Source organism: Pseudomonas sp. OV226 (assembly GCF_003148705.1).
Classification (GTDB): domain Bacteria; phylum Pseudomonadota; class Gammaproteobacteria; order Pseudomonadales; family Pseudomonadaceae; genus Aquipseudomonas.
Genome location: NZ_QGGS01000028.1, coordinates 42174 through 66575, shown reverse-complemented (window position 1 = coordinate 66575; position 24402 = coordinate 42174). Strand labels below are relative to the sequence as shown.

Annotated in this window: 29 protein-coding genes; 11 read left to right on the top strand and 18 right to left on the bottom strand. The window is 59.0% G+C overall.

What is annotated here, in order from left to right; translation table 11 throughout:
* Positions 1 to 67: 67 nt before the first annotated feature.
* From cysN to C7534_RS28990, 3 genes are all read right to left on the bottom strand, one after another.
* Positions 68 to 1966, bottom strand: coding sequence for a sulfate adenylyltransferase subunit CysN (cysN, locus tag C7534_RS29000; protein ID WP_077430870.1), 1899 nt, complete (start codon positions 1964 to 1966; stop codon positions 68 to 70).
* 9 nt (positions 1967 to 1975) lie between these two features.
* Positions 1976 to 2893 (bottom strand): sulfate adenylyltransferase subunit CysD, encoded by a 918-nt coding sequence (gene cysD, locus C7534_RS28995; RefSeq protein ID WP_077430871.1) that lies wholly within the window; start codon positions 2891 to 2893, stop codon positions 1976 to 1978.
* A gap of 233 nt (positions 2894 to 3126) precedes the next feature.
* A complete protein-coding gene (locus C7534_RS28990) occupies positions 3127 to 3885 on the bottom strand; it encodes a Nif3-like dinuclear metal center hexameric protein (RefSeq protein WP_046026802.1) in 759 nt (252 codons plus the stop codon).
* 102 nt (positions 3886 to 3987) lie between these two features.
* On the opposite strand from C7534_RS28990, the gene algW reads away from it, so the two are divergent.
* Positions 3988 to 5148, top strand: a complete 1161-nt coding sequence (gene algW / locus C7534_RS28985) for a Do family serine endopeptidase AlgW (protein ID WP_109787876.1) — start codon at positions 3988 to 3990, stop codon at positions 5146 to 5148.
* 135 nt (positions 5149 to 5283) lie between these two features.
* On the opposite strand, the gene hisC is transcribed toward algW, so the two are convergent.
* From hisC to C7534_RS28935, 10 genes are all read right to left on the bottom strand, one after another.
* On the bottom strand, positions 5284 to 6336 hold the full coding sequence (gene hisC, locus C7534_RS28980; protein ID WP_077430872.1) for a histidinol-phosphate transaminase: 1053 nt from the start codon (positions 6334 to 6336) through the stop codon (positions 5284 to 5286).
* A 2-nt stretch (positions 6337 to 6338) separates the two neighbouring features.
* Entirely contained in the window at positions 6339 to 7664 is a 1326-nt protein-coding gene (hisD, locus tag C7534_RS28975) for a histidinol dehydrogenase (protein ID WP_046026807.1), read from the bottom strand.
* 126 nt (positions 7665 to 7790) lie between these two features.
* Positions 7791 to 8426, bottom strand: coding sequence for an ATP phosphoribosyltransferase (gene hisG, locus C7534_RS28970; RefSeq protein ID WP_007942738.1), 636 nt, complete (start codon positions 8424 to 8426; stop codon positions 7791 to 7793).
* A gap of 126 nt (positions 8427 to 8552) precedes the next feature.
* Entirely contained in the window at positions 8553 to 9818 is a 1266-nt protein-coding gene (gene murA / locus C7534_RS28965) for a UDP-N-acetylglucosamine 1-carboxyvinyltransferase (protein WP_109787875.1), read from the bottom strand.
* A gap of 22 nt (positions 9819 to 9840) precedes the next feature.
* On the bottom strand, positions 9841 to 10080 hold the full coding sequence (locus C7534_RS28960; RefSeq protein ID WP_007912386.1) for a BolA family protein: 240 nt from the start codon (positions 10078 to 10080) through the stop codon (positions 9841 to 9843).
* A gap of 113 nt (positions 10081 to 10193) precedes the next feature.
* Entirely contained in the window at positions 10194 to 10499 is a 306-nt protein-coding gene (locus C7534_RS28955; protein ID WP_046026812.1) for an STAS domain-containing protein, read from the bottom strand.
* Positions 10496 to 11137 carry an MlaC/ttg2D family ABC transporter substrate-binding protein gene (locus C7534_RS28950; protein WP_046026813.1) on the bottom strand — a complete coding sequence of 214 codons (642 nt, stop codon included), beginning with the start codon at positions 11135 to 11137 and terminating at the stop codon, positions 10496 to 10498. Before C7534_RS28950 ends, C7534_RS28955 begins: the two co-directional genes overlap by 4 nt.
* 11 nt (positions 11138 to 11148) lie before the next feature.
* A complete protein-coding gene (mlaD, locus tag C7534_RS28945) occupies positions 11149 to 11616 on the bottom strand; it encodes an outer membrane lipid asymmetry maintenance protein MlaD (RefSeq protein WP_046026814.1) in 468 nt (155 codons plus the stop codon).
* Positions 11616 to 12413: a lipid asymmetry maintenance ABC transporter permease subunit MlaE gene (gene mlaE / locus C7534_RS28940; protein ID WP_109787874.1), complete on the bottom strand. Its 798-nt coding sequence runs from the start codon at positions 12411 to 12413 to the stop codon at positions 11616 to 11618. Before mlaE ends, mlaD begins: the two co-directional genes overlap by 1 nt.
* Complete coding sequence (locus tag C7534_RS28935; RefSeq protein WP_109787873.1) at positions 12413 to 13222, bottom strand: ATP-binding cassette domain-containing protein; 810 nt, start codon at positions 13220 to 13222, stop codon at positions 12413 to 12415. The genes mlaE and C7534_RS28935 overlap by 1 nt, the downstream gene beginning before the upstream one ends.
* Positions 13223 to 13488: 266 nt before the next feature.
* Here C7534_RS28935 and C7534_RS28930 point away from each other — a divergent pair, with 266 nt between their 5' ends.
* The 10 genes from C7534_RS28930 to C7534_RS28885 all read left to right on the top strand — a co-directional run bounded on the left by C7534_RS28930 (position 13489) and on the right by C7534_RS28885 (position 20518).
* Positions 13489 to 14463 (top strand): KpsF/GutQ family sugar-phosphate isomerase, encoded by a 975-nt coding sequence (locus C7534_RS28930; RefSeq protein ID WP_007942750.1) that lies wholly within the window; start codon positions 13489 to 13491, stop codon positions 14461 to 14463.
* The gene (locus tag C7534_RS28925; protein ID WP_109787872.1) at positions 14463 to 14987 is read left to right on the top strand and encodes a KdsC family phosphatase; all 525 of its coding nucleotides are present in this window, start codon (positions 14463 to 14465) and stop codon (positions 14985 to 14987) included. The genes C7534_RS28930 and C7534_RS28925 overlap by 1 nt, the downstream gene beginning before the upstream one ends.
* 7 nt (positions 14988 to 14994) lie before the next feature.
* Positions 14995 to 15567 carry an LPS export ABC transporter periplasmic protein LptC gene (gene lptC, locus C7534_RS28920; protein WP_109787871.1) on the top strand — a complete coding sequence of 191 codons (573 nt, stop codon included), beginning with the start codon at positions 14995 to 14997 and terminating at the stop codon, positions 15565 to 15567.
* Positions 15554 to 16102: a lipopolysaccharide transport periplasmic protein LptA gene (gene lptA, locus C7534_RS28915; protein WP_046026819.1), complete on the top strand. Its 549-nt coding sequence runs from the start codon at positions 15554 to 15556 to the stop codon at positions 16100 to 16102. Before lptC ends, lptA begins: the two co-directional genes overlap by 14 nt.
* The gene (gene lptB, locus C7534_RS28910; RefSeq protein WP_045061453.1) at positions 16102 to 16827 is read left to right on the top strand and encodes an LPS export ABC transporter ATP-binding protein; all 726 of its coding nucleotides are present in this window, start codon (positions 16102 to 16104) and stop codon (positions 16825 to 16827) included. Before lptA ends, lptB begins: the two co-directional genes overlap by 1 nt.
* A 186-nt stretch (positions 16828 to 17013) precedes the next feature.
* The gene (locus C7534_RS28905) at positions 17014 to 18507 is read left to right on the top strand and encodes an RNA polymerase factor sigma-54 (protein WP_109787870.1); all 1494 of its coding nucleotides are present in this window, start codon (positions 17014 to 17016) and stop codon (positions 18505 to 18507) included.
* A gap of 74 nt (positions 18508 to 18581) precedes the next feature.
* Positions 18582 to 18890: a ribosome hibernation-promoting factor, HPF/YfiA family gene (hpf, locus tag C7534_RS28900; RefSeq protein ID WP_046026821.1), complete on the top strand. Its 309-nt coding sequence runs from the start codon at positions 18582 to 18584 to the stop codon at positions 18888 to 18890.
* A 12-nt stretch (positions 18891 to 18902) separates the two neighbouring features.
* A complete protein-coding gene (gene ptsN, locus C7534_RS28895) occupies positions 18903 to 19367 on the top strand; it encodes a PTS IIA-like nitrogen regulatory protein PtsN (RefSeq protein WP_046026822.1) in 465 nt (154 codons plus the stop codon).
* Positions 19368 to 19369: 2 nt separating this feature from the next.
* On the top strand, positions 19370 to 20227 hold the full coding sequence (rapZ, locus tag C7534_RS28890; protein WP_109787869.1) for an RNase adapter RapZ: 858 nt from the start codon (positions 19370 to 19372) through the stop codon (positions 20225 to 20227).
* Between the two features lie 15 nt (positions 20228 to 20242).
* On the top strand, positions 20243 to 20518 hold the full coding sequence (locus tag C7534_RS28885; RefSeq protein ID WP_046026824.1) for an HPr family phosphocarrier protein: 276 nt from the start codon (positions 20243 to 20245) through the stop codon (positions 20516 to 20518).
* Between the two features lie 47 nt (positions 20519 to 20565).
* Here the strand turns inward: C7534_RS28885 and C7534_RS28880 are convergent, their stop codons facing one another.
* Genes C7534_RS28880 through C7534_RS28860 form a run of 5 tightly spaced genes read right to left on the bottom strand, consistent with a single transcriptional unit; the run spans position 20566 to position 24323 of the window.
* Positions 20566 to 21459 (bottom strand): ZIP family metal transporter, encoded by an 894-nt coding sequence (locus C7534_RS28880; protein ID WP_109787868.1) that lies wholly within the window; start codon positions 21457 to 21459, stop codon positions 20566 to 20568.
* Positions 21460 to 21489: 30 nt separating this feature from the next.
* Entirely contained in the window at positions 21490 to 22101 is a 612-nt protein-coding gene (locus tag C7534_RS28875) for a superoxide dismutase (RefSeq protein ID WP_109787867.1), read from the bottom strand.
* 1 nt (position 22102) lies between these two features.
* Positions 22103 to 22531 (bottom strand): hypothetical protein, encoded by a 429-nt coding sequence (locus tag C7534_RS28870; RefSeq protein WP_046026827.1) that lies wholly within the window; start codon positions 22529 to 22531, stop codon positions 22103 to 22105.
* 27 nt (positions 22532 to 22558) lie between these two features.
* A complete protein-coding gene (locus C7534_RS28865) occupies positions 22559 to 23935 on the bottom strand; it encodes a class II fumarate hydratase (RefSeq protein WP_109787866.1) in 1377 nt (458 codons plus the stop codon).
* On the bottom strand, positions 23916 to 24323 hold the full coding sequence (locus C7534_RS28860) for a hypothetical protein (protein WP_046026829.1): 408 nt from the start codon (positions 24321 to 24323) through the stop codon (positions 23916 to 23918). The genes C7534_RS28865 and C7534_RS28860 overlap by 20 nt, the downstream gene beginning before the upstream one ends.
* Positions 24324 to 24402 lie beyond the last annotated feature (79 nt).

Here is a 24402-nt window from a genome sequence, read left to right as displayed (position 1 = left end):
ATCTTGGGGACACAAAAAAACCCGCCGATGATCACTCATCGGCGGGTTTCTTTTTTGCGTTTAGCGCTTAGATCGCGCCGCGCTGACGCAGCAGGTCCAGCACTTGCTTGACGCTTTCTTCCAGCGACAACGATTGGGTGTCGACCACGAGGTCGGCATCCAGCGGCACGTCGTACGGGAAGGAATCGCCCGGGATGTTGTCGCCAGCCGCCGCGTAAAGGCCTTGTGGATCACGCTCGGCACACACGGTCGGCGAGGCCTGGACGTAAATCGTCAGCAGACGCTCTTTGCCGATCAGTTCCTTGGCCTGTTCACGCCCTTCGGCACTTGGGGCAACGAACGCCGCCAGGGTCAGCAAACCGGCTTCGTTGAACTGACGCGCAACGTGCGCGGCACGACGCCAGTTCTCGGTACGCCCGGCGCGGTCCTGTGGCAGACCTTTGTTCAGGTCGTGACGCAGGTTCTGGCCATCGAGCACAAACACTGCACGGCCCAAGTCGAACAGCTTGCGTTCAACCGCGTAGGCCAGGGTGCTTTTGCCAGCGCCTGACAAGCCGCTGAACAACACGGTGGCCGGTTGCTGGCCGAAGCGCTGGGCGCGTTCTTCGGTGGCGACGTGTGCGAGTTTGCCGTGATGCGTGCTGCTGCCCGGCGCCACTGGCTGAGCGATGATCATGCCAGCGGCGACGGTGCCATTGGTCAAGCGATCAATGACGATGAACGAACCGGTGGTGCGGTTGCTCGCGTAACCGTCCAGCGCGATGGCCGCGTCGAGACTGATCTTGACCCGACCGATCTCGTTCAGTTGCAAGGCACTGGCAGGGCCTTCTTCCAGGGTGTTCACGTCAACGCGGTTGACGATGCTGGTGATCGAACCCGGCACGTATGTCGTGGCGCGCTTGATGTCGTACTTCTTGCCCGGCAGCATTGGCTCTTCGGCCATCCACACCAGCATGGCGTCGAAGCCGTCAGTCACTTGCGGCAGGTTGTCGGCGTGTACCAACAGATCGCCGCGGGAGATGTCGATCTCGTCTTCCATGGTCAGCGTCACCGCTTGACCCGGACCTGCATGCTCCAGCTCACCTTCGAAAGTGACAATGGATTTCACGCGGCTGCTCTTGCCCGACGGCAGCACAACGACTTCGTCGCCCTTGTGCACAACGCCGCTGGCCAGGGTGCCGGCGAAACCACGGAAGTTCAGGTTCGGACGGTTGACGTACTGCACCGGGAAACGCAAATCGGTGTAGTTGCGATCGCTGGCGATCTCGACGGTTTCCAGAATTTCCATCAGCGACTGGCCGGTGTACCACGGCGAGCGCTCGGATTTGTTCACCACGTTGTCGCCCTTGAGGGCCGACATCGGCACGAAGGCCATGGTGGTCGGCTTGAAGGCGATGCCTTCAGCGAACTTCAGGTAATCGGCCTTGATCGACTCGAAGATGCTTTGGTCAAAGCCATTGATGTCCATCTTGTTGACGGCCACCACGATGTGTTTGATACCCAGCAACGAGGCGATGAAGCTGTGGCGACGGGTCTGGGTCTGCACACCGTAACGGGCGTCGATCAGGATGATCGCCAGGTCACAGGTAGACGCACCGGTGGCCATGTTGCGGGTGTACTGCTCATGGCCGGGGGTGTCGGCGATGATGAATTTGCGTTTGGCGGTGGAGAAATACCGGTAGGCGACATCGATGGTGATGCCTTGCTCGCGCTCGGCCTGCAGGCCGTCGACCAGCAATGCCAGGTCGATGTCATCGCCGGTGGTGCCAACTTTCTTCGAGTCGCGGGTAATGGCTTCCAGGTGATCTTCGTAGATCATCTTGGAGTCGTGCAGCAGGCGCCCGATCAGGGTGCTCTTGCCGTCGTCGACGTTGCCACAGGTCAGAAAGCGCAGCATTTCCTTGCGTTCGTGCTGGCCCAGGTAGGCGAGGATGTCCTCGCTGATCAAATCAGATACGTGCGACATGACAACCCCTTAGAAATAACCCTGACGTTTCTTTTCTTCCATCGAGCCTGCGCCATCGTGATCGATGACCCGGCCCTGGCGTTCGGAAGTTCGCGTCAGGAGCATTTCCTGAATGATGTCGGTCAGCGTGACAGCCTCGGACTCGACCGCACCGGTCAACGGGTAGTCGCCCAGCGTACGGAAACGGACCTTCTTCTTGACGATACGCGCCTTGTCTTCATCGCTCAGGTGATTGAGCAGGCGATCGTCGTCGATCATGATCCAGGTGCCATTCATCTCGATGACATCGCGCTCGGCGGCGAAATACAGCGGCACGATCGGGATGCCTTCGAGGTAGATGTACTGCCAGATGTCCAGTTCGGTCCAGTTCGACAACGGGAACACGCGAATCGATTCGCCCTTGTTGACGTTGCCGTTGTAGACGTTCCACAGCTCCGGGCGCTGGTTTTTCGGGTCCCAGCGGTGCTTGGTGTCGCGGAAGGAATACACGCGCTCTTTGGCACGGGACTTCTCTTCGTCACGACGGGCACCACCGAAAGCGGCGTCGAAACCGTACTTGTCGAGAGCCTGCTTGAGGCCTTCGGTTTTCATGATATCGGTGTGTTTGGCACTGCCGTGGGTCAACGGGTTGATGCCCTGCGCGACGCCATCGGGGTTAACGTGCACCAGCAGGTCAAGGCCGAGTTCTTCAACCATGCGGTCGCGGAACGCGTACATTTCCTTGAACTTCCACTGGGTGTCGACGTGCATCACCGGAAACGGAAGTTTGCCCGGGAAGAATGCCTTGCGCGCAAGGTGCAGCATCACGGCGGAGTCTTTACCGACGGAGTACAGCATCACCGGGTTATCGAACTCGGCGGCGACCTCGCGGATGATGTGGATGCTTTCGGCCTCCAGCTGTTTCAGATGCGTCAGTTTGTCGACCATGGCTACTCACGAAAACGATCTTATGGACGGCCAGCGGGCCGTGTTCGAGCGAGGAATCCTAGCACAGCGACCTCTTCTAATCAGGACGCCAACTAGATCGAAAGGGTATATGAATATACCCCCTCGTTTGGGCTGGTGAATGGCGATCTCCTGTAGGAGCACGGCTTGCCGGCGATGGCGTCCTTGAGATCGCTATCGCGGGCAAGCCTTGCTCCTACAAGGGAGGCAGGTCATCAGATGGGATTGGGGCAATCGATGAAGATGTGTTCCAGCGCAAAGCGTCGCGCCAGATAGTCCCCCAGCGCCTGCACGCCATAACGCTCGGTGGCGTGATGGCCGGCGGCGATGAAGCTGATGTCGTTTTCCCGCGCGCTGTGGAACGTCTGCTCGGAGGCTTCGCCACTGAGGTACAGGTCGACACCGGCGAGCACCGCCTGATCGATGTACCCCTGGCCACCACCGGTGCACCAGCCAACCCGGCGAATCATCTCGCTACCTTCGATCAGCAGCGGCTCGCGGCCCATGACTTCCTGGACACGGCGGGCGAAATCACGCGGCGTCATCGGTTCACTCAACGAGCCGACCAGGCCGACGACTTTCAGATTGTCCGGATCCAGCGGCCCTTCGACCGTAATGTCCAACTGCCTGGCCAATTGCACGTTATTGCCCACGTCCGGGTGCAGATCCAGCGGCAAATGGTAGGACAACAGGCTGATGTCGTGCTTGAGCAAGGTTTTCAACCGACGCTGCTTCATGCCGGTGATGCACGGGTTCTCGCCCTTCCAGAAATAGCCGTGATGCACCAGTACCAGGTCGGCCTGAGCTTCGACGGCGGCGTCCAGCAGCGCCTGGCTGGCGGTGACACCGCTGACGATACGCATCACTTGCGGCCGGCCCTCGACCTGCAAACCGTTGGGGCAGTAATCAGCAATCTTGGCACTGGCGAGGTAACGGTCGGCTTCTTCAACCAGGGTGCTCAGGGCGACGGCCATAAAAGACTCCTAAATATCCCGTTCAGAGGCGTGCTCGGCCTCGTATAATGCGCGACATTATGGGCGGTCTCATACCGCCTGCAACCTTTCAGGACGTGCTTAATGCTCAAGGCGCTGCGTTTTTCCGGCTGGCCGCTGTTGGCTGGCGTGCTTATCGCTCTTTTGATAATTCAGCGTTACCCGCAGTGGGTCGGGCTTCCGAGCCTAGACGTGAATTTGCAGCAAGCACCGCAAACGACCGGCGTGCAACAGGGGCCGGTGTCCTATGCCGACGCCGTGGTCACCGCCGCGCCAGCCGTGGTCAACCTGTACACCACCAAAGTCATCAACAAACCCAATCATCCGCTGTTCGAAGACCCGCAGTTCCGCCGCTTCTTCGGTGATAACTCGCCCAAGCAAAAGCGCATGGAATCGAGCCTGGGCTCCGGCGTGATCATGAGCCCGGAAGGCTACATCCTGACCAATAACCACGTGACCACCGGTGCCGACCAGATTGTCGTGGCGCTCAAGGACGGTCGTGAAACCCTGGCCCGAGTGATCGGTAGCGATCCGGAAACCGATCTCGCGGTCTTGAAGATCGACCTCAAGTCCCTCCCGTCGATCACCATCGGTCGTTCCGACAACATCCGCATCGGCGACGTCTCGCTGGCCATCGGCAACCCGTTCGGTGTCGGCCAGACCGTAACCATGGGCATCATCAGCGCCACCGGGCGTAATCAGCTAGGCCTGAACAACTATGAAGACTTCATCCAGACCGACGCCGCCATCAACCCCGGCAACTCCGGCGGTGCACTGGTGGATGCCAACGGCAACCTGACCGGCATCAACACCGCGATCTTCTCCAAGTCCGGCGGCTCGCAAGGCATCGGTTTCGCGATCCCGGTCAAACTGGCGATGGAAGTGATGAAGTCGATCATTGAACACGGCCAGGTGATTCGTGGCTGGCTCGGGATTGAAGTGCAACCGCTGTCTCAGGAACTGGCCGAGTCGTTTGGTCTGTCGGGGCGTCCGGGGATTGTGGTCGCGGGGATTTTCCGTGACGGTCCGGCGCAGAAGGCCGGCCTGCAACTGGGTGACGTAATACTTAGCATCGACGGCGAACCGGCCGGCGACGGTCGCCGCTCCATGAATCAGGTCGCGCGGATCAAACCGACCGACAAGGTCACGGTTCAGGTGATGCGTAACGGCAAGGAACTCAAGTTGACCGCAGAAATCGGTCTGCGTCCGCCGCCTGCGCCAGTCAAAGAGAAAGAAGAAGAGTAAGTGATTGATCGTTCCCACGCTCTGCGTGGGAATGTATCCCGTGACGCTCCGCGTCACAGTGGACGCAGAGCGTCCATGGCGGCATTCCCACGCAGAGCGTGGGAACGATCAGTGACGATCAGTCAGAGGGGGCTTTTAGAGATCGCCGAGGCCGTCGATCAGCGCCTGATTCTGCTCCGGCGTACCAATCGAAATCCGCAGGAACTGCGCAATCCGCTCCTGCTTGAAGTGCCGGACAATCACGCCCTGCTCACGCAACTTCGCCGCGAGTCCTGCCGCATCATGCTGCGGGTGACGCGCGAAAATGAAGTTCGCCGCCGACGGCAGCACCTCAAATCCCTTCGCCTCCAACTGCCCGACTACCTTGTCGCGGCTGTCGATGACCAACCGGCACGTTTTGTCGAAGTACTCGCGATCCTCGAACGCCGCCGCAGCCCCCACAATCGCCAGTCGATCCAGCGGGTAGGAGTTGAAGCTGTTCTTGATCCGCTCAAGCGCTTCGATCAAATCCGGATGCCCCACCGCCAGGCCAACCCGCAGGCCGGCCAGGGAACGGGACTTGGACAGAGTCTGCGTCACCAGCAGGTTCGGATAACGATCCACCAGAGTGATCGCCGTTTCGCCACCGAAGTCGATGTAAGCCTCGTCTACGACGACCACCGAATCCGGGCTGGCCTTGAGGATTTGCTCCACCGCATCCAGCGCCAGCAGGCAGCCGGTCGGCGCATTCGGGTTAGGGAAAATGATCCCGCCGTTCGGCTTGGCGTAATCCGCCGGGTTGATCTGGAAGTGTTCGTCCAGCGGCACCGCGTCGAACTTGATGCCGTACAAGCCGCAATACACCGGATAGAAGCTGTAGCTGATATCCGGGAACAGCAACGGTTGATCGTGTTGCAGCAAGCCGTGGAAAATGTGCGCCAGGACTTCATCGGAACCGTTGCCGAGGAATACCTGGTTGCTCTGCACCCCGTAGTACTTGGCCACGGCTTGTTTCAGCACATCGCTGTTCGGGTCCGGGTACAGACGCAGGTTGTCGTTCAGTTCGGTCTGCATCGCCGCCAAGGCTTTGGGTGATGGACCGTACGGGTTTTCGTTGGTGTTGAGCTTGACCAGCTTTGCCAGTTTCGGCTGCTCGCCCGGCACGTAAGGCACCAGATCCTTAACGAACGAGCTCCAGAATTTACTCATGTTCAGTTTCCCTTTTGCTCGTCGATGATGCGGTATTCGGCGCTACGGGCGTGGGCGGTCAGTGACTCGCCACGGGCCAGCACGGACGCGGTCTTGCCCAGTTCGGACGCCCCCTGCTCGGAGCAGAAGATGATCGACGAGCGTTTCTGGAAGTCATACACGCCCAACGGCGAGGAGAAGCGCGCGGTGCCGGAAGTCGGCAATACGTGGTTCGGACCGGCGCAGTAATCACCCAGGGCTTCGGACGTGTGACGGCCCATGAAAATCGCGCCGGCGTGACGGATCTTCGGCAACCAGGCCTGCGGATCTGCAACCGACAACTCCAGGTGTTCCGGCGCAATGCGGTTAGCCACTTCGATGGCTTGCTCCATGTCGCGCACCTGGATCAATGCACCACGGCCATTGATCGACGTTTCGATGATCTCGGCACGCTCCATGGTCGGCATCAATTTGCTGATGCTCGCGGCGACCTTGTCGAGGAATTCCGCGTCCGGGCTGACGAGAATGGCCTGGGCGTCTTCATCGTGTTCGGCCTGGGAGAACAGGTCCATGGCGATCCAGTCCGGATCGGTCTGGCCGTCGCACACCACAAGAATTTCGGACGGGCCGGCGATCATGTCGATACCGACCTGACCAAACACATGGCGCTTGGCGGTGGCGACATAGATGTTGCCGGGGCCGACCACTTTGTCGACTTTCGGCACGCTTTCGGTGCCGTAAGCCAGCGCGGCCACGGCTTGGGCACCGCCGATGGTGAACACCCGATCAACCCCGGCAATGCACGCCGCGGCCAGCACCAGTTCGTTGATTTCACCGCGCGGGGTCGGCACCACCATGACCACTTCGGTCACGCCAGCGACCTTGGCCGGAATCGCGTTCATCAACACCGAAGAGGGGTACGACGCCTTGCCGCCTGGAACATACAGACCGGCGCGATCCAGCGGCGTGACCTTCTGGCCCAGCACCGTGCCATCGGCTTCGGTGTAGCTCCAGGAATCCTGCTTCTGCTTCTCGTGGTAGCTGCGCACACGTGTAGCAGCTTTTTCCAGGGCTTCGCGCTGAGGCACGGTAATGCGCGTAAGCGCCAGTTCAAGACGTTCGCGCGGCAGGATCAAGTCCGCCATCGAGGCGACTTCCAGGCCGTCGAACTTCTGGGTGAACTCCACCAGCGCCGCATCGCCACGCTCGCGCACGGCTTTGATGATGTCCAGCACCCGCTGATTGACCGAGTCGTCAGACACACTTTCCCAGCTCAGCAGATGATCCAGATGATGCGCGAAATCCGGATCAGCAGCGTTCAGTCGGCGAATTGCAGTCGGTGCGGTCATAGCGAGAGCCTCATAGAATTGGCAAAAACTCAGGCGCCCTAACTTAGCAGTCGTTTCCGCTTGGGCACCTGAGAATTCTGGCTATGAGGCGGATAGACGGGCGCGACTTAACGTCGCGCAGGTAAATCAGCCGCGGTGTCGAGACTCCACTGCCTTGCGCAGGGTGTCGATCAACGCCTGGATTCGGGCGTGTTGCATTTTCATCGAAGCTTTGTTGACGATCAGCCGGGAGCTGATGTCGGCAATGAAATCCTGGGGTTCCAGGCCATTGGCGCGCAGGGTGTTGCCGGTGTCGACCACGTCAATGATCTTGTCCGCCAGACCAATCAGCGGCGCCAGCTCCATCGAGCCGTACAGCTTGATGATGTCGACCTGGCGACCCTGCTCGGCGTAGTAACGCTTGGCAACGTTGACGAACTTGGTCGCCACCCGCAGGCGGCCCTTAGGCTCGACATCGCCGACACGGCCGGCAGTCATCAGCTTGCAGAGGGCAATTCGCAGGTCCAAAGGCTCGTACAAGCCCTGGCCGCCATATTCCATCAGCACATCTTTACCGGCGACACCGAGGTCCGCGGCACCATGTTCGACATACGTCGGCACGTCGGTGGCGCGCACGATCAGCAGACGTACGTCAGGCTGAGTCGTGGGGATGATCAGCTTGCGGCTCTTGTCCGGATTCTCGGTCGGCACGATGCCCGCTTCAGCCAGAAGCGGCAAAGTGTCGTCAAGGATGCGGCCCTTGGACAGTGCGATAGTCAACATGGGAAACGTCAGTCCTTATCAAGGTACTCATGTCCGGTCGCAAATGACGCCGGACACACATCGAGCCGGAAACCGGCTCGACTTCAACAATTCAACGGGCATGTCCTTATGCCCATGCAGCAGAAACTAGCCCGGTACGCGGCGGATCTTGGCGCCGAGCATTTGCAGTTTCTCTTCGATGCACTCGTAACCACGGTCGATGTGGTAGATGCGGTCGATCAGGGTGTCGCCTTCAGCGATCAGCGCCGAAATGACCAGGCTGGCCGAAGCACGCAGGTCGGTGGCCATGACTGGCGCGCCTTTGAGCTTCTCGGTACCGGTAACGATAGCCGTGTTGCCTTCGACCTGAATCTTGGCGCCCATGCGATGCAGTTCGTAAACGTGCATGAAGCGGTTTTCGAAGATCGTCTCGATCACGGCGCCCGTGCCTTCGGCAATGGCGTTGAGGGAGATGAACTGCGCTTGCATGTCGGTCGGGAACGCCGGGTACGGAGCGGTGCGCACGTTGACGGCTTTTGGCCGCTTGCCGTGCATGTTCAGTTCGATCCAGTCTTCGCCACAGGTGATTTCGGCACCCGCTTCACGGAGTTTTTCCAGAACGGCTTCAAGAATGGTCGGATCGGTATCCTTGACCTTCACACGGCCGCCGGTCACGGCAGCAGCGACCAGGTAAGTACCGGTTTCGATTCGGTCAGGCATCACTTTGTAAGTGGTGGTGTGCAGACGCTCGACGCCATCGATGGTGATGGTGTCGGTACCAGCGCCGGAAACCTTGGCACCCATGGCGTTCAGGAAGTTGGCCAGGTCGACCACTTCCGGCTCGCGCGCGGCGTTTGCCAACACACTGCGACCCTTGGCCAGGGCAGCGGCCATCATGATGTTTTCGGTACCGGTCACGCTGACGGTATCGAAGAAGAAGTGCGCACCGCGCAGGCCGCCTTCAGGCGCCTTGGCCTTGATGTAGCCGCCTTCGACGTCGATGACCGCGCCCATCGCTTCCAGACCACGGATGTGCAGGTCCACCGGACGCGAACCGATGGCGCAACCGCCAGGCAGTGCGACTTCGGCTTCACCGAAACGGGCAACCATAGGGCCCAATACCAGGATCGACGCACGCATGGTTTTAACCAGTTCGTACGGGGCGATCAGGGTCTTGATGGTGCGTGGGTCGATTTCGACGGCGAGCTTCTCGTCGATCACCGGCTCGATCCCCATCCGACCGAACAATTCGATCATGGTGGTGATGTCGTGCAGGTGCGGCAGGTTGGCCACGGTAACCGGGCCATCACACAGCAGGGTTGCAGCCAGGATCGGCAGGGCGGAGTTCTTTGCCCCGGAGATGCGGATCTCGCCATCAAGACGAGGACCGCCAGTAATAATCAATTTATCCATAAGAATCTCGACGCCCTTGGGCTCAGGTGCGCTCGGCCCAGGCCGCGCTGCTGAAAAATTTCATAGTGACCGCATGGATGCTGCCATCGGTGATCCATGGGTTCAAATGGGCATAGATCTGCTGTTGACGCTTCACCGGGCTCAACGCCGCCAGTTCATCGCTAATCACGTTCAGCTGGAAATTGCAGCCTTCGCCCTCAACTTCTACCAACGTTCCGGGCAGCTTTCCTTCAAGGAAGCTCTTCACTTCTACGGCCTGCATGCTCAACCTCAATCGGCGCCCTGTGCGCGCGGGTCGGACATCATACAAAAAAGCCCCGCGCCTGCGAACCCCGCGAAGCAGGACTCTGACGGGGGGCTTCTTAATAGATGCGTTTAGGGATGCGCCAACAGCTCGGTCAATTCGCTGACCTGAGCGATTTCACGCATGTCTTCCGGCATCCCGCGAATGCTCAGCGCCTTGCCGGCGGCCTGCGCATCACGGATGAAGCACAGCAGCAGCGACAAGCCGACACTGCTGGACTTCAACACCGCCGAACAATCGACCACCACTTCGGTCGCGGTACTGGCTTTGATCAGCGCCTGTCCCTGCTTGCGCAAGTCGGGGCCGGTCAGGTAATCCAGCATGCCGCTGAGCCGAAGCTCGCCGGTTTCACTCATGCGAATGGCCGACACACTCATTGGTTAGTGGTCTCGGTCGATGCCTTGGCTTTGGCGACTTCCCCGGCCCAGTTGTTGATGGTCTTGTCCAGGTCGTTGCCATTTCGCTGCATCGCATCAGCGAACTGATCGCGGAACAGCTTGCCAATGTTGATGCCATTGATGATGACGTTACGCAGTTTCCACTCGCCGTTGATCTTTTCCAGCGTGTAAGACACCGGGTAGATCGCGCCGTTGTTGCCCTTGACCGTCATGCCAACACTGGTGCGGTCACCCGACTCGTCCTTGGCAGGATCGACGGTGATGCCCTGGTTGTTGTATTCGAGCAAAGCATTGCCATAAAACTGGAACAGGCCCTTCTTGAAGTTTTCTTCGAAGGTTTTCATCTGTGCCGGTGTGGCTTTGCGCGAGTACTTGACCGTCATGATGCTCTTGGAAATACCCTCGGCATCCACCACAGGTCCGACGATGGTGTTCAACGCCGTGTAGAAATCCTGCGGGTCCTGCTTGTACTTCTCTTTATTCGCCGACAGATCGGCAAGCATCCGGGTGGTGGTGTCCTGTACCAGATCGTGCGCGGAAGGCGCCGCCACGGCGTTAGCCACCAACGGCATCGCCGCGAGTAATACCAACAGGCCACGTCGCAAGGTAGAGATCATTCAAAAGCTCCTCATTTGGCGTCTTTACTAACGGTATTGAGCAGGAATTTACCGATCAGGTCTTCGAGTACCAGCGACGACTGGGTGTCATGGATGGTTCCACCATCCTTGAGCAAGGCTTCTTCGCCGCCCACGCTGATACCGATGTACTTCTCGCCCAACAGGCCAGCCGTCAGGATAGATGCAGTGGAGTCAGCCGGCAGGTTATCTACGCGCTTTTCCAGTTGCATGGTCACCCGACCGGTGAAGCTGTCGCGGTCCAGATCGATCGCCGTGACCTTGCCGATGGTCACACCGGCCATGGTCACTTTAGCTCTGACCGTCAAACCGGCGATATTGTCGAAGTATGCATAAAGTTTATACGTGTCGGTGCTCGGGCTCGGGGACAGGCCACTGACCCGCAAAGCCAGCAACAGCAAAGCCAGGATGCCAGCCAGCAAGAAAAGGCCGACACCGATTTCCAGGGTGCGGTTTTGCATCAGAAATCTCCAAACATCAAGGCGGTCAGAATAAAGTCCAGGCCGAGCACTGCCAAAGAGGCATACACCACGGTCTTGGTAGTGGCACGACTGATCCCCTCGGAAGTGGGCTCACAGTCATAGCCTTGGAATACGGCGATCCAGGTCACGACGAACGCGAAGACGATGCTTTTGATGATGCCATTGAGCACATCGTCAGTGAACGTCACGCTGTTTTGCATGTTCGACCAGTAGGAACCTTCATAGACGCCCAGCCAGTCGACGGCCACCCACGAACCACCCCAGATACCCACCACGCTGAAAATCATCGCCAGCACCGGCAGGGAAATGAAGCCGGCCCACAGGCGCGGGGCAACGATGTATTTGAGCGGGTCGACACCAATCATTTCCAGACTGGACAGCTGCTCGGTGGACTTCATGTTGCCGATTTCGGCCGTTAGCGCCGAACCGGCACGCCCGGCGAACAACAAGGCCGTCACGACCGGTCCCAACTCACGCAACAGCGTCAGCGCGACCATCTGCCCCACCGCCTGTTCCGAGCCGTAGCTGGACAGGATATTGAAGCCCTGCAGCGCGAGCACCATCCCGATGAACACCCCGGAGACCACAATGATCACCAGGGACATCACGCCAACGGAATGCAACTGCTTGATCAGCAGGCCAAAACCGCCGCCGATGCCACCGCGACCGAGCAAGGCATGAAACAGGAAAATCGTCGAACGTCCGAACACCGCCAGTGCGTCGATGGCAGAGTGGCCGAACCGGCGCACGCGTTCTATTAATGAAATCTTGCGCATCAACGCTTCCCCAGAAGATCTGCGCGGTAGTCCGTCGCTGGAAAGTGGTATGCAACAGGGCCGTCAGGTTCACCGGTCATGAATTGGCGGATCCGTGGTTCCTGGGAGTTCATCAGCTCCTCGGGAGTCCCCTGCCCCAATACCTGACCTTCGCCGACGACATAGATATAGTCGGCGATGCTCGCTGTCTCGGCCAGATCGTGGGACACCACGATACTGGTGATGCCCAGGGCATCGTTAAGCAGACGGATCAGACGCACCAGCACCCCCATGGCGATAGGATCCTGGCCGACAAATGGCTCGTCATACATGAGAATCTGCGGATCGAGAGCAATCGCCCGGGCGAGCGCGACACGACGCTTCATGCCGCCGGACAACTCGTCAGGCATCAGGTCGATGGCGCCACGCAAGCCCACGGCCTGCAATTTAAGCAGGACGATGTCGCGGATCATTTCTTCCGGCAGCTCGGTATGAACGCGCAGCGGGAAGGCGACGTTCTCGAACACATCGAGGTCGGTAAACAGGGCGCCGCTCTGGAACAGCACCCCCATGTGCTTGCGCGCATCGAACAGATCACTGCGCGACAACTTGGGCAGGTTCTGGCCGTTGACCCAGACTTCGCCCTTTGATGGACGCAATTGTGCGCCCATCAATCGCAGCAGCGTGGTTTTGCCACACCCGGAAGGCCCCATGATGCCGGTGACCTTGCCGCGCGGGATACGGATATCGACGTTATTGAAAATGCTGCGCGTTCCGCGCTTGAAGGACAGTCCCTTCAGCTCGACCGCGTAGGCGTTATCGGCACTCATCTAAACTCCTTGCGATGCAGCCTCTCACTCGGACGCCTGGCTCTCTGACGAAAGCACATACCTCCCCGGGCAGGCCGAACTGGCGGCGAACTATATCACTGCAAAGGCCAAGCGCCAAAGGCCCAAGCCAGACCATCTTGTGGCAAAAAGCCTCGTTTAGAGGGTATTCGGCAAGCGGGAATGACAAAGCGTGACGAACTTGCGTGAGGGTTTTGATCATTACCGCTATAATCGCCGCCTTTTCATCAGGCTATACGATTTCTGACATGAGCCAATCCAGCGACCTGATTCAATCAGCACAACGCACCATCCGCCTCGAACTGGAAGCCGTAGAAGGCTTGCTGCCCCATATCGACGCTGATTTCGTACGCGCTTGCGAGATGATTCTGGCCAGCAAAGGCCGCGTGGTAGTGGTCGGCATGGGCAAATCAGGGCACATCGGCAACAAGATCGCCGCCACCCTGGCCAGCACCGGCACCACGGCTTTTTTCGTGCATCCGGCCGAAGCCAGCCATGGCGACATGGGCATGATCACGCGCGACGACATCATCCTGGCCCTGTCGAACTCCGGCTCCACCAACGAAATCGTCACCCTGCTGCCCCTGATCAAGCGTCTGGGCATCCAATTGATCAGCGTGACCGGCAACCCGGATTCACCGCTGGCCAAGGCTGCCGAGGTCAACCTCAATGTTCACGTCGAACACGAGGCCTGCCCGCTGAATCTGGCACCGACCTCCTCCACCACCGCCGCGCTGGTCATGGGCGATGCCCTGGCCGTTGCATTGCTGGAAGCTCGCGGCTTTACCGCTGAAGACTTCGCCTTTTCCCACCCGGGTGGCGCGCTGGGTCGACGTTTGCTGCTGAAAGTGGAAAATGTCATGCACGCCGGACAAGAGCTGCCACAGGTTCAACGCGGCACCTTGCTCAAGGACGCCTTGATGGAAATGACCCGCAAAGGCCTGGGCATGACCGTGATTCTGGAAGCGGACGGCAAGCTGGCCGGGATCTTCACCGACGGTGACTTGCGCCGCACGCTGGACCGCAGCATCGATATCCATAGCGCTACCATCGATCAGGTCATGACCGCCCACGGCAAGACTGCCCGCGCAGAGATGCTCGCCGCCGAAGCCCTGAAAATCATGGAAGACCACAAAATCAACGCGCTGGTCGTGGTCGACAGCGAAGACCGTCCGGTCGGCGCCTTGAACATGCACGACTTGCTGCGTGCGGGAGTAATGTAATGAGCTCGGACCTGCTTCAACGCGGCAAACAGATCAAGCTGGCAGTGTTCGACGTCGATGGCGTGCTGACCGACGGGCGCCTGTATTTCCTTGAAGACGGCAGTGAATTCAAGACGTTCAACACACTGGACGGCCAAGGCATCAAGATGTTGATGGCAGCCGGCGTGCAGACCGCTATCATTAGCGGTCGCAAGACCCCGGTCGTTGAGCGGCGCGCAAAGAATCTTGGCATTCCCCACCTGTACCAGGGTCGTGATGACAAACTGGTGGTGCTCGACGAACTGCTTGCCCAACTCAATCTAAGCTATGAACAAGTGGCCTACCTCGGCGACGACCTTCCAGACCTACCGGTGATTCGCCGCGTCGGCCTGGGCATGGCGGTCGCCAACGCAGCCAGCTTCGTGCGAGAACACGCCCACGGCATCACCCAGGCCCGTGGTGGCGAGGGTGCCGCTCGCGAATTCTGCGAATTGATCCTGCGTGCCCAGGGCCGCCTTGATGCGGCCAACGCTGCGTACCTGTGAGCCCATTATGCTAAGCAAAAAGTTTCGCAACATTCTGTTGTTCGGCTGCATTGCGGCGCTGTTCGCCGCAGTCGGCTACTGGAACATCAGCCCGGAACGCTTCCTCGACAAACCTGTGGTCAAGGTCGATGAAAGCGCGATCGACTATTACGCGCTCAACGCCCATAGCGTGCAGTTCCTGCCGGACGGCAAATTGCAATACGAAATGACGTCCGACAAAGTCGAACACCTGAAAGCGTCCGAAGTCACGCTACTGACCAATCCCGACCTGAACATGTTTCGCGGCACCCAGTTTCCCTGGCATGTCCAGAGCGAGCACGGAGAGGTCAACCCTGACGGCACTCAGGTCGAGCTGATCGATTCGGTACGCATCACCCGTTTCGACGAAAAAAACCGCAGGACCCTGATTACCACCACCCGTATGACTGTGTTCCCGCAGCAACAATATGCGCAGACCGACCAACCCGTTAGAATCGACGGCGCTGGCGGTGTATCGACAGGCAACGGAATGAAAGCGTACTTGAAAGAAAGCAGGATACACCTGCTATCGAACGTAAGAGGACAGTATGAGGCTCGTTAAAACTCTCCCTATTTTGCTCAGTCTGGGCGCAGCACTGGGAAGCGTGAGCGCCTGGGCTCTGCCGACCGACCAATCCCAGCCTATCCGCATACAGGCCGACGACGCCCAACTGGACGACAAGAACGGCATCGCCACCTATACGGGCGACGTAATCATCACCCAGGGCACGATGAAGGTCACCGGCAACAAAGTGACCATGACCCGCACTCCGACTGGCGACATCGACGTGGTGACTTCGGTGGGCAACCTCGCTTACTTCGAACAACTGCAAACCCAGGGCGACACCAAGCCTGTTCAGGGCTGGGGCGTCACCATCCAGTACCACGCCTCGCAAAACCGTGTCGTGCTGATCGACAAGGCAAAAGTTGTCGACAAGGACAACAACGTCACCCAAGGCGAGAAGATCGTCTACGACACGGCCAAAAAGCTTGCGAGCGCTGGTCGCGCCACGGGCAGCAAGGTCACTGAGGCGCGCCCGCGCATCGACATGGTGATCCAGCCGAAGAAGAAAACCGACGAGCAAAAGGCCCAGTAATGGCAACTCTGAAAGCTCAGCATCTGGCCAAGAGCTACAAGAGCCGCCAGGTCGTGCGCGATGTCAGCCTGTCGATCGACAGCGGTCAAATCGTCGGCCTGCTGGGCCCTAACGGCGCCGGCAAGACCACCTGCTTCTACATGATTGTCGGCCTTGTACAGGCCGATCAGGGGCGCGTACTGATCGACGACCTGGACGTCAGCCACCAGCCCATGCACGGTCGTGCGAAAGCCGGTATCGGCTATCTGCCGCAAGAAGCGTCGATCTTCCGCAAACTTTCGGTGGCCGACAACATCATGGCGATCCTCGAGACCCGCAAGGAGCTCGACAAGGCCGGACGTCGCAAAGAGCTGGAAAGCCTGCTGCAGGAATTCCATATCAGCCACATCCGCGACAACCTTGGTATGAGCCTGTCGGGTGGCGAACGCCGCCGCGTGGAAATTGCCCGGGCACTGGCGACTAACCCAAAATTCATCCTGCTCGACGAACCTTTCGCCGGCGTGGACCCGATTTCGGTCGGCGACATCAAACAGATTATCCACCACCTCAAGGCCAAGGGCATTGGCGTGCTGATCACGGACCACAACGTCCGTGAAACCCTGGATATCTGCGAAACCGCGTACATCGTCAACGATGGCCAACTGATCGCCGAGGGCGACTCTGCCACCATCCTTGCAAACGACCTGGTGAAAGAAGTCTATCTGGGCCATGAGTTCCGCCTGTAAGCATCGAGGTGTCTGGCTAGTCGACTGAGCTCCTGGCGCAATTAACACAGCAGTGTGTTTTTTATTGTTACGGCGCTCTAGGCAAACACTTCAGTTTCAGGCATATAATTTGCTTATGTTTGGCGCTCCGGCGCCCTGTAGTGGATGGCGCATGTGCGCCGGCGAATAAGGTGTTAAGCCCCTGCCATGAAACCATCGCTAGTCTTGAGAATGGGCCAGCAGCTGACGATGACACCGCAGCTGCAACAGGCCATCCGCCTGCTCCAATTGTCGACCCTGGACCTGCAACAGGAAATCCAGGAGGCTTTGGAGTCCAATCCGATGCTCGAACGCCAGGAAGAAGGCGACGACTTCGACAACGCCGACCCCTTGGCCGACAAAGCCGAGCAGCCACCCAACGCCGACATTCAGGAACCCTCCTATCAGGAAACCGCCCCCACGGTGGACAACCTCGAGGAAGGTGACTGGAACGAACGCATTCCCAATGAACTGCCGGTCGATACCGCATGGGAAGACGTTTACCAGACCAGCGCCAGCAGCCTGCCGAGCAACGATGACGACGAATGGGATTTCACCACTCGCACATCGGCCGGCGAGAGCCTGCAAAGCCACCTGTTGTGGCAACTGAACCTGGCACCGATGTCCGACACCGATCGCCTGATCGCCGTGACCCTGATCGACTGCATCAACAATCAGGGCTATCTGGATGAAACCCTCGAGGAAATCCTCGAAGCCTTCGATCCGGAACTGGACATCGAACTGGACGAAATCGAAGCCGTCCTGCACCGCATCCAGCAATTCGAGCCTGCCGGCATCGGCGCTCGCAACCTGGGCGAATGCCTGCTGCTGCAACTACGCCAGCTGCCAGCCAAGACGCCTTGGCTGGCCGAAGCCAAGCGTCTGGTCACTGACTACATCGATCTGCTGGGCAGCCGCGACTACAGCCAGTTGATGCGCCGCATGAAGCTCAAGGAAGACGAACTGCGCCAGGTCATCGAACTGGTCCAGAGCCTCAACCCGCGTCCCGGCTCGCAGATCGAATCCAGCGAAGCCGAGTACGTCGTGCCTGACGTTATCGTGCGCAAGGATAACGAGCGCTGGCTGGTAGAGCTCAACCAGGAATCGGTGCCAAAGTTGCGGGTCAACGCGCAATACGCCGGATTTGTCCGCCGTGCCGACACCAGCGCTGACAACACCTTCATGCGCAATCAGCTGCAAGAGGCCCGCTGGTTCATCAAGAGCCTGCAAAGCCGCAATGAAACCTTGATGAAAGTTGCCACCCAGATCGTCGAGCATCAGCGCGGTTTCCTGGAATACGGCGACGAAGCCATGAAGCCTTTGGTCCTGCATGACATTGCCGAAGCGGTGGGCATGCACGAATCGACGATTTCACGGGTAACCACGCAAAAATTCATGCATACCCCTCGGGGCATTTATGAGTTGAAATACTTTTTCTCCAGCCACGTAAGTACCTCCGAAGGCGGTGAATGCTCGTCCACAGCGATTCGCGCGATCATCAAAAAACTGGTTGCCGCGGAAAATCAGAAAAAGCCGTTGAGTGACAGCAAGATCGCTGGTTTACTGGAGGCACAAGGCATTCAGGTGGCTCGCCGCACCGTCGCCAAGTATCGCGAATCCCTGGGGATCGCGCCTTCGAGCGAACGTAAGCGGTTGATGTAGGGCCACGCCACAGCGTTCCAGTGGCAGGCATTTCTGCCTGCCGCTTTATGCACTGGCAACGAAGGAGAAGCTGTATGCAAGTCAACATCAGTGGACACCAACTGGAAGTGACCGAACCCCTGCGCACCTACATCGGCGAAAAACTCGAACGATTAGAGCGGCATTTCGACAAGATCACCAACGTGCAGGTCACGATGACCGTCGAGAAGCTGAAGCAGAAAATCGAAGCCACCCTGCATATTCCCGGCAATGAAGTGGTCGCCAACGCGGAACATACCGACATGTACGCAGCGATCGATTCACTGACCGACAAGCTGGATAAACAACTCAAAAAGCATAAGGAAAAGACCCAGAGCCTCCTCCAGGGTGCAACCGGTCGTTAACACTCCCAACCCATGATCCGACTTGAAAACATCCTGACCCCCGGCCGTTCCCTCGTGAACGTGCCGGGCGGCAGTAAAAAGAAAGCCCTCGAGCAAATTGCCAACCTGATCGCCCGGGAAGTGCCGGATCTGGAGATGCAAGATGTCTTCGAAGCATTGATCGCCCGTGAAAAACTCGGCTCGACCGGTTTTGGTAACGGCATCGCCATCCCCCACTGCCGTCTGAAGGGCTGCATCTCGCCCATCAGCGCCTTGATGCACCTTGACGCGCCCATCGATTTCGATGCCATCGACGGGGCCCCGGTTGACCTGCTGTTCGTACTGCTGGTCCCGGAAGCCGCCACCGATGCGCACCTTGAATTGCTTCGTCAAATAGCCAGCATGCTTGATCGCAAGGAAGTGCGGGAAAAACTGCGTAGTGCTCCGAGCAACGAAGCCTTGTATAAGGTTGTTCTGGAAGAGCAAAACGGTCAGTAATCATGCGCTTGATCATCGTCAGCGGCCGCTCCGGCTCGGGTAAAAGCACCGTACTCGATGTTCTCGAGGATAACGGCTACTACTGCATCGACAACCTGCCCGCCGGACTGCTGCCGGAACTGGCCGAGCGTGCGTTGATTCATACCGAATTGTCGCAACCACTGGTCGCCGTATCTATCGATGCGCGCAATCTGCCGAGCCATCTTTCGCGGTTTCCCGAGTTACTCGAGGAAGTCCGTAGCCGGCATATCAAATGCGATGTGCTGTACCTGGACGCCGACGTAGAAACCTTGCTCAAGCGGTTTTCCGAGACCCGCCGTCGTCACCCGCTGAGCACCGCCAATCGCTCGTTGGCCGAGGCGATCGAGGACGAAAGCAATCTGCTGGGCCCCATTGCCGACCTGGCCGATCTCAAAATCAACACGACCAACCTGAACCTGTATCAGCTACGCGACACCATCAAGCTGCGCTTGCTGAACCAGCCGGAAGCCGCCACCGCGTTCCTGGTCGAGTCCTTCGGATTCAAGCGCGGCATGCCGGTGGACGCGGACCTGGTGTTCGATGTGCGCTGCCTGCCCAACCCTTACTGGAAGCCGGAACTGCGAGCGCAGTCCGGGCTTGATCAACCGGTGGCCGAGTACCTGGCGGCTCAACCGGACGTCGAAGAGATGTTCCAGGACATTTCCACCTACTTGCTCAAGTGGTTGCCGCGCTTTGCTGCCAGCAATCGTGCTTATGTCACCATCGCCATTGGCTGCACCGGCGGGCATCACCGCTCCGTCTACCTGACCGAACGTCTGGGCCAGGTCCTGCAACAATCCCTGAAGAACGTCCAGGTCCGCCACCGCGACCTCAGCTAAAGGATCCACATCGCGATGCCTGCTCTGGAAATTGAAATCATCAACAAGCTGGGCCTGCATGCCCGCGCTTCTGCAAAATTCGTTGGAGTGGCGGGTCAGTTCAAGGACTGCACGATCAGGGTAGGACGTGCCCCAGAATCCACGGTCGACGGTAAAAGCATCATGGCGATGATGATGCTCGCCGCCGGCAAGGGCACCACAATCCACCTGAGTACCGAAGGTGAGCAAGCGCAGGAAGCACTGGATGCGCTCGTGGCATTGATCAATAACTTCTTCGACGAAGGCGAGTAACACCTCGCCCTGTAGCAGCTGGCGAAACCTGCTGCTACAGCTCAGCGTTACGCCAGCGCCGTATCCATCACCATCATCAAACAAAATCCGATCAACAAGCCAAGGCTCGCGAGTTTGTCATGAACATTGCGTCGCGACTCCGGGATCACTTCGTGGGTCACCACCAACAGCATCGCCCCCGCCGCCAACGCCAATCCCAACGGCAACAACAGTTCGGCAAGGCTTACCAGCCACGCGCACAACAGCGCGAATACCGGCTCGACCAGACCTGATCCCGCACCAATCAGAAATGCCTTGATCCTAAACATCCCTGCCCCAGCCAGCACCAACGCAATCACCAGCCCTTCCGGCACATCCTGCAGCGCGATGCCCATGGCCAGGCTGTCCGCGTCCGGCATGCCGCCGCCGGCAGAAACGCCGACAGCCATGCCTTCAGGGATGTTATGGGCAATGATGGCGAACACGAACAGCCAGATGCGTGGAGGAATCACCGGATGTTCAAGCGTGCCGATGAGCATTTCCGGTGAAGCGCTCGACACCTTGCGATCAACCAAATACAGACCAAACGCCCCGAGCATGATGCCGAAACAGATCAGTCCACTGGCTGACCACGGCGTCAGGCCGAGGCCTTCAGCGGCGGAAATGCCCGGCACGATCAGCGAAAACGCCGTCGCCGCCAGCATCACGCCGGCACCGAACCCCAGCAATGTGTCACTGAGCGCCTGGGGCATGCGCCGAATGACCAGCACCGGCACCGCACCGAGCGCGGTGCCGAGCGCGCAGATCGCACCGCCCTGCAACGCACGCGACAGTCTCGGCTCAAGGTCCAGCCAGGCGAGCCCTTGAGCCACCAGCAAGGCCATGCCTGCCATCAGTAATAGCGATCCCACAGCGTAACGAAACATCCGCCCACTTCCGATCGCCAGTGTTTCAGTGCCCATAGTCAGCCTTGGATTGTTTTTATAGAGGACTTAAACCAGCACGGCTTGATAGCGCGCAGCGACTTCGGGCCAATTGATGACGTTGTAGAACGCATTGATATATTCCGGACGGCGGTTCTGATAGCGCAGGTAATAGGCGTGTTCCCACACATCCAGACCAAGAATCGGCGTATTGCCGTTCATCAGCGGACTGTCCTGGTTGCCGCTGCTTTCCACCACCAGCGTTTTTTGTGGCGTGACACTCAGCCAGGCCCAACCACTGCCGAAACGGGTCAGCGCCGCTTTGGTGAACGCCTCTTTGAAACTGTCCAGACCACCCAGATGCTCATCGATCGCCTTGGCCAGTGCACCTTCGGGATTGCCGCCGCCGTGAGGTGCCATCACTTCCCAGAACAGCGAATGGTTCGCGTGGCCACCGCCCTGATTGATGACAGCGGCACGCAGTGTTTCCGGCAGTTGCCGGACGCTGGCGACCAGCTTTTCAACTGACCACTCGGCGAACTCCGTGCCCTCAACCGCGGCGTTGAGGTTGTTGATGTAGGCCTGGTGGTGCTTGGTGTAATGGATTTCCATGGTCTGCGCATCGATGTGCGGTTCCAGGGCGTCATAGGCGTATGGCAAGGCAGGCAAGGTAAAAGCCATTTCAATGGACTCCATGATGTAAAGGCGCAGGCGCGACCGCCGGGCTGTGCAGCAAACGATGGGTGCGCGGATACTCGCCGTGCTCGCTGATGAAATTCAGCAGTTCGACATAGGTTTTGCTGCTTTGGCGCAGTGCGGCATCGCGCAGGGCCGGTGCCAGACGCGGATCCTGCAGGGTCTGCAACAACCGTTGGTGGATCGCACACAAATACTCGGCGCTCTCCTCCGGCTGGTTCAGCCGCAGATGCAGGTCCGCTAGGTTGTGGTGGGAAATCACGCAAGCCGCCACCGCTTCGTCGGCATCCGCCCAACGCTCAAACAACACTTGAGCCAGGGCCAGTGCCTGCAAGTAAGCCTCGCGGGCATCGACCAGTTCGCCCAGCATGAAACAGTGATTAGCCCTTTCGATCGTGCGTTTCCAGTGCTCCATGGTGAGCCTCCAAAGCGGTGGCAGTGATTACACGCCGCCTGCGGTTAGTTTTTCCGGGTCCAGCAAAACCTCAAGCTGGTTGCGGGTCATGTCGGTGTGTTCCAGTGCCACGTCGATAACCGGCCGACCTTGCTGATAAGCCTTCTTGGCAATCTCGGCGGCTTTTTGGTAACCAATGATCGGGTTGAGTGCGGTGACCAGTATCGGATTGCGCGACAGCGCTTCCTTGAGTCTGGCTTCGTTGACCTTGAAGCTGGAGATCGCTTTTTCACCCAGCAGATGGCTGGCGTTGGCCAGCAATTCAATGCTGCTGAGCAGGTTCTGGGCGATGATTGGCAGCATCACGTTCAGTTCGAAATTGCCTGACTGACCGGCGATGGTGATCACGGTGTCGTTGCCGATCACCTGAGCGGCGACCATCGCGGTGGCTTCCGGGATCACCGGGTTGACCTTGCCGGGCATGATCGACGAGCCCGGCTGCAAGGCTTCGAGTTCGATCTCCCCCAGACCGGCCAGCGGACCGGAATTCATCCAGCGCAGGTCGTTGGCAATTTTCATCAAGGACACCGCCGTCGCCTTGAGCTGCCCGGAGAGCGCAACGGCCGTGTCCTGGGAGCCGATCAGCGCAAACAGATCGGTACCGGGCTTGAATGGGACGTGGGTCAGCTCGCTCAGTTGTTGACTGAAACGCGCGGCGAACTCGGGATGCGCGTTGATGCCGGTGCCCACCGCGGTGCCGCCCTGCGCCAGGGATTGCAGGCTTGGCAGCAGGTTTTGCAGATGGCCGATGTTGGCTTTGAGTTGCTGCGCCCATCCGTTAAGCACCTGGCTCATGCGCACCGGCATCGCGTCCATTAAATGAGTGCGACCGGTCTTGACGTGATGGTGAACGGTCTCAGCCTTGTGCTCGATCACCTGCACCAGGCGCAGCAGCGCCGGCAGCAGCTGTTCATGCAACGCCAGCGCCGCGCTGACATGGATCGTCGTCGGGATAATGTCGTTGCTGCTTTGACCGCAATTGACGTGATCGTTGGGGTTCACCGGCTCACCGAGTACACGGCTGGCCAGGGTGGCGATCACTTCGTTGGCATTCATGTTCGAGCTGGTGCCCGAGCCAGTCTGGAAGATGTCCACCGGGAAGTGCTGCATGAAATCGCCGTTGAGCAGACCCAATGCCGCCTCGACAATGGCACCGCCCTGAGCTTCGCTGATTTGCTTGAGCTTGACGTTGGCCCGGGCGGCGGCCGCTTTGGCCAGGATCAGCGCGCGGATGAACTGCACGGGCATCGGCTTGCCGCTGATCGGGAAGTTATCCACCGCCCGTTGGGTCTGCGCGCCATAGAGCGCATCCACCGGGACCTGAAGCTCGCCCATGCTGTCGCGTTCAATGCGTGTCTTGGTCATCAGAAAATCCTTGCACCAGTTCTATGAGGGGAATCGAGGGCTGCAACTCGCAGGTCGCCAGTTGCCAGGTGTAGCGTTGCCAGCGCGTGAGGCGGCACTTGCACAGAGAGAGGCGTTCGAGTTCACGCAGCGGGCGCCAGGCCTGGTCGAGGCAGTAAGTGCGCCAATGCCAGGGCAGCGCGACATCGGCGGCAGTGTCGAGTAACAAACGGAAGGAAGTTTCGGCGATGGTCCAGGGAGACGTTGCCGTGCAACAGGCCAAATACCGGCCTTCAGCCAGGTAATGGGCGATCAGGCGTGGTTCGTCAGGGTCCATGGCGCAACGGATCTGGCGACTCATCCAGCGCCAGCTTTCGAGGTAAGGCTGCTCGTGCAAGGCAGAACTCATGATCCGGGCTCATTCGGTAATGAGATTAATTATTAGATGATAATGAGAACCAAAACAACCCCGATAAAATCGAGGCATA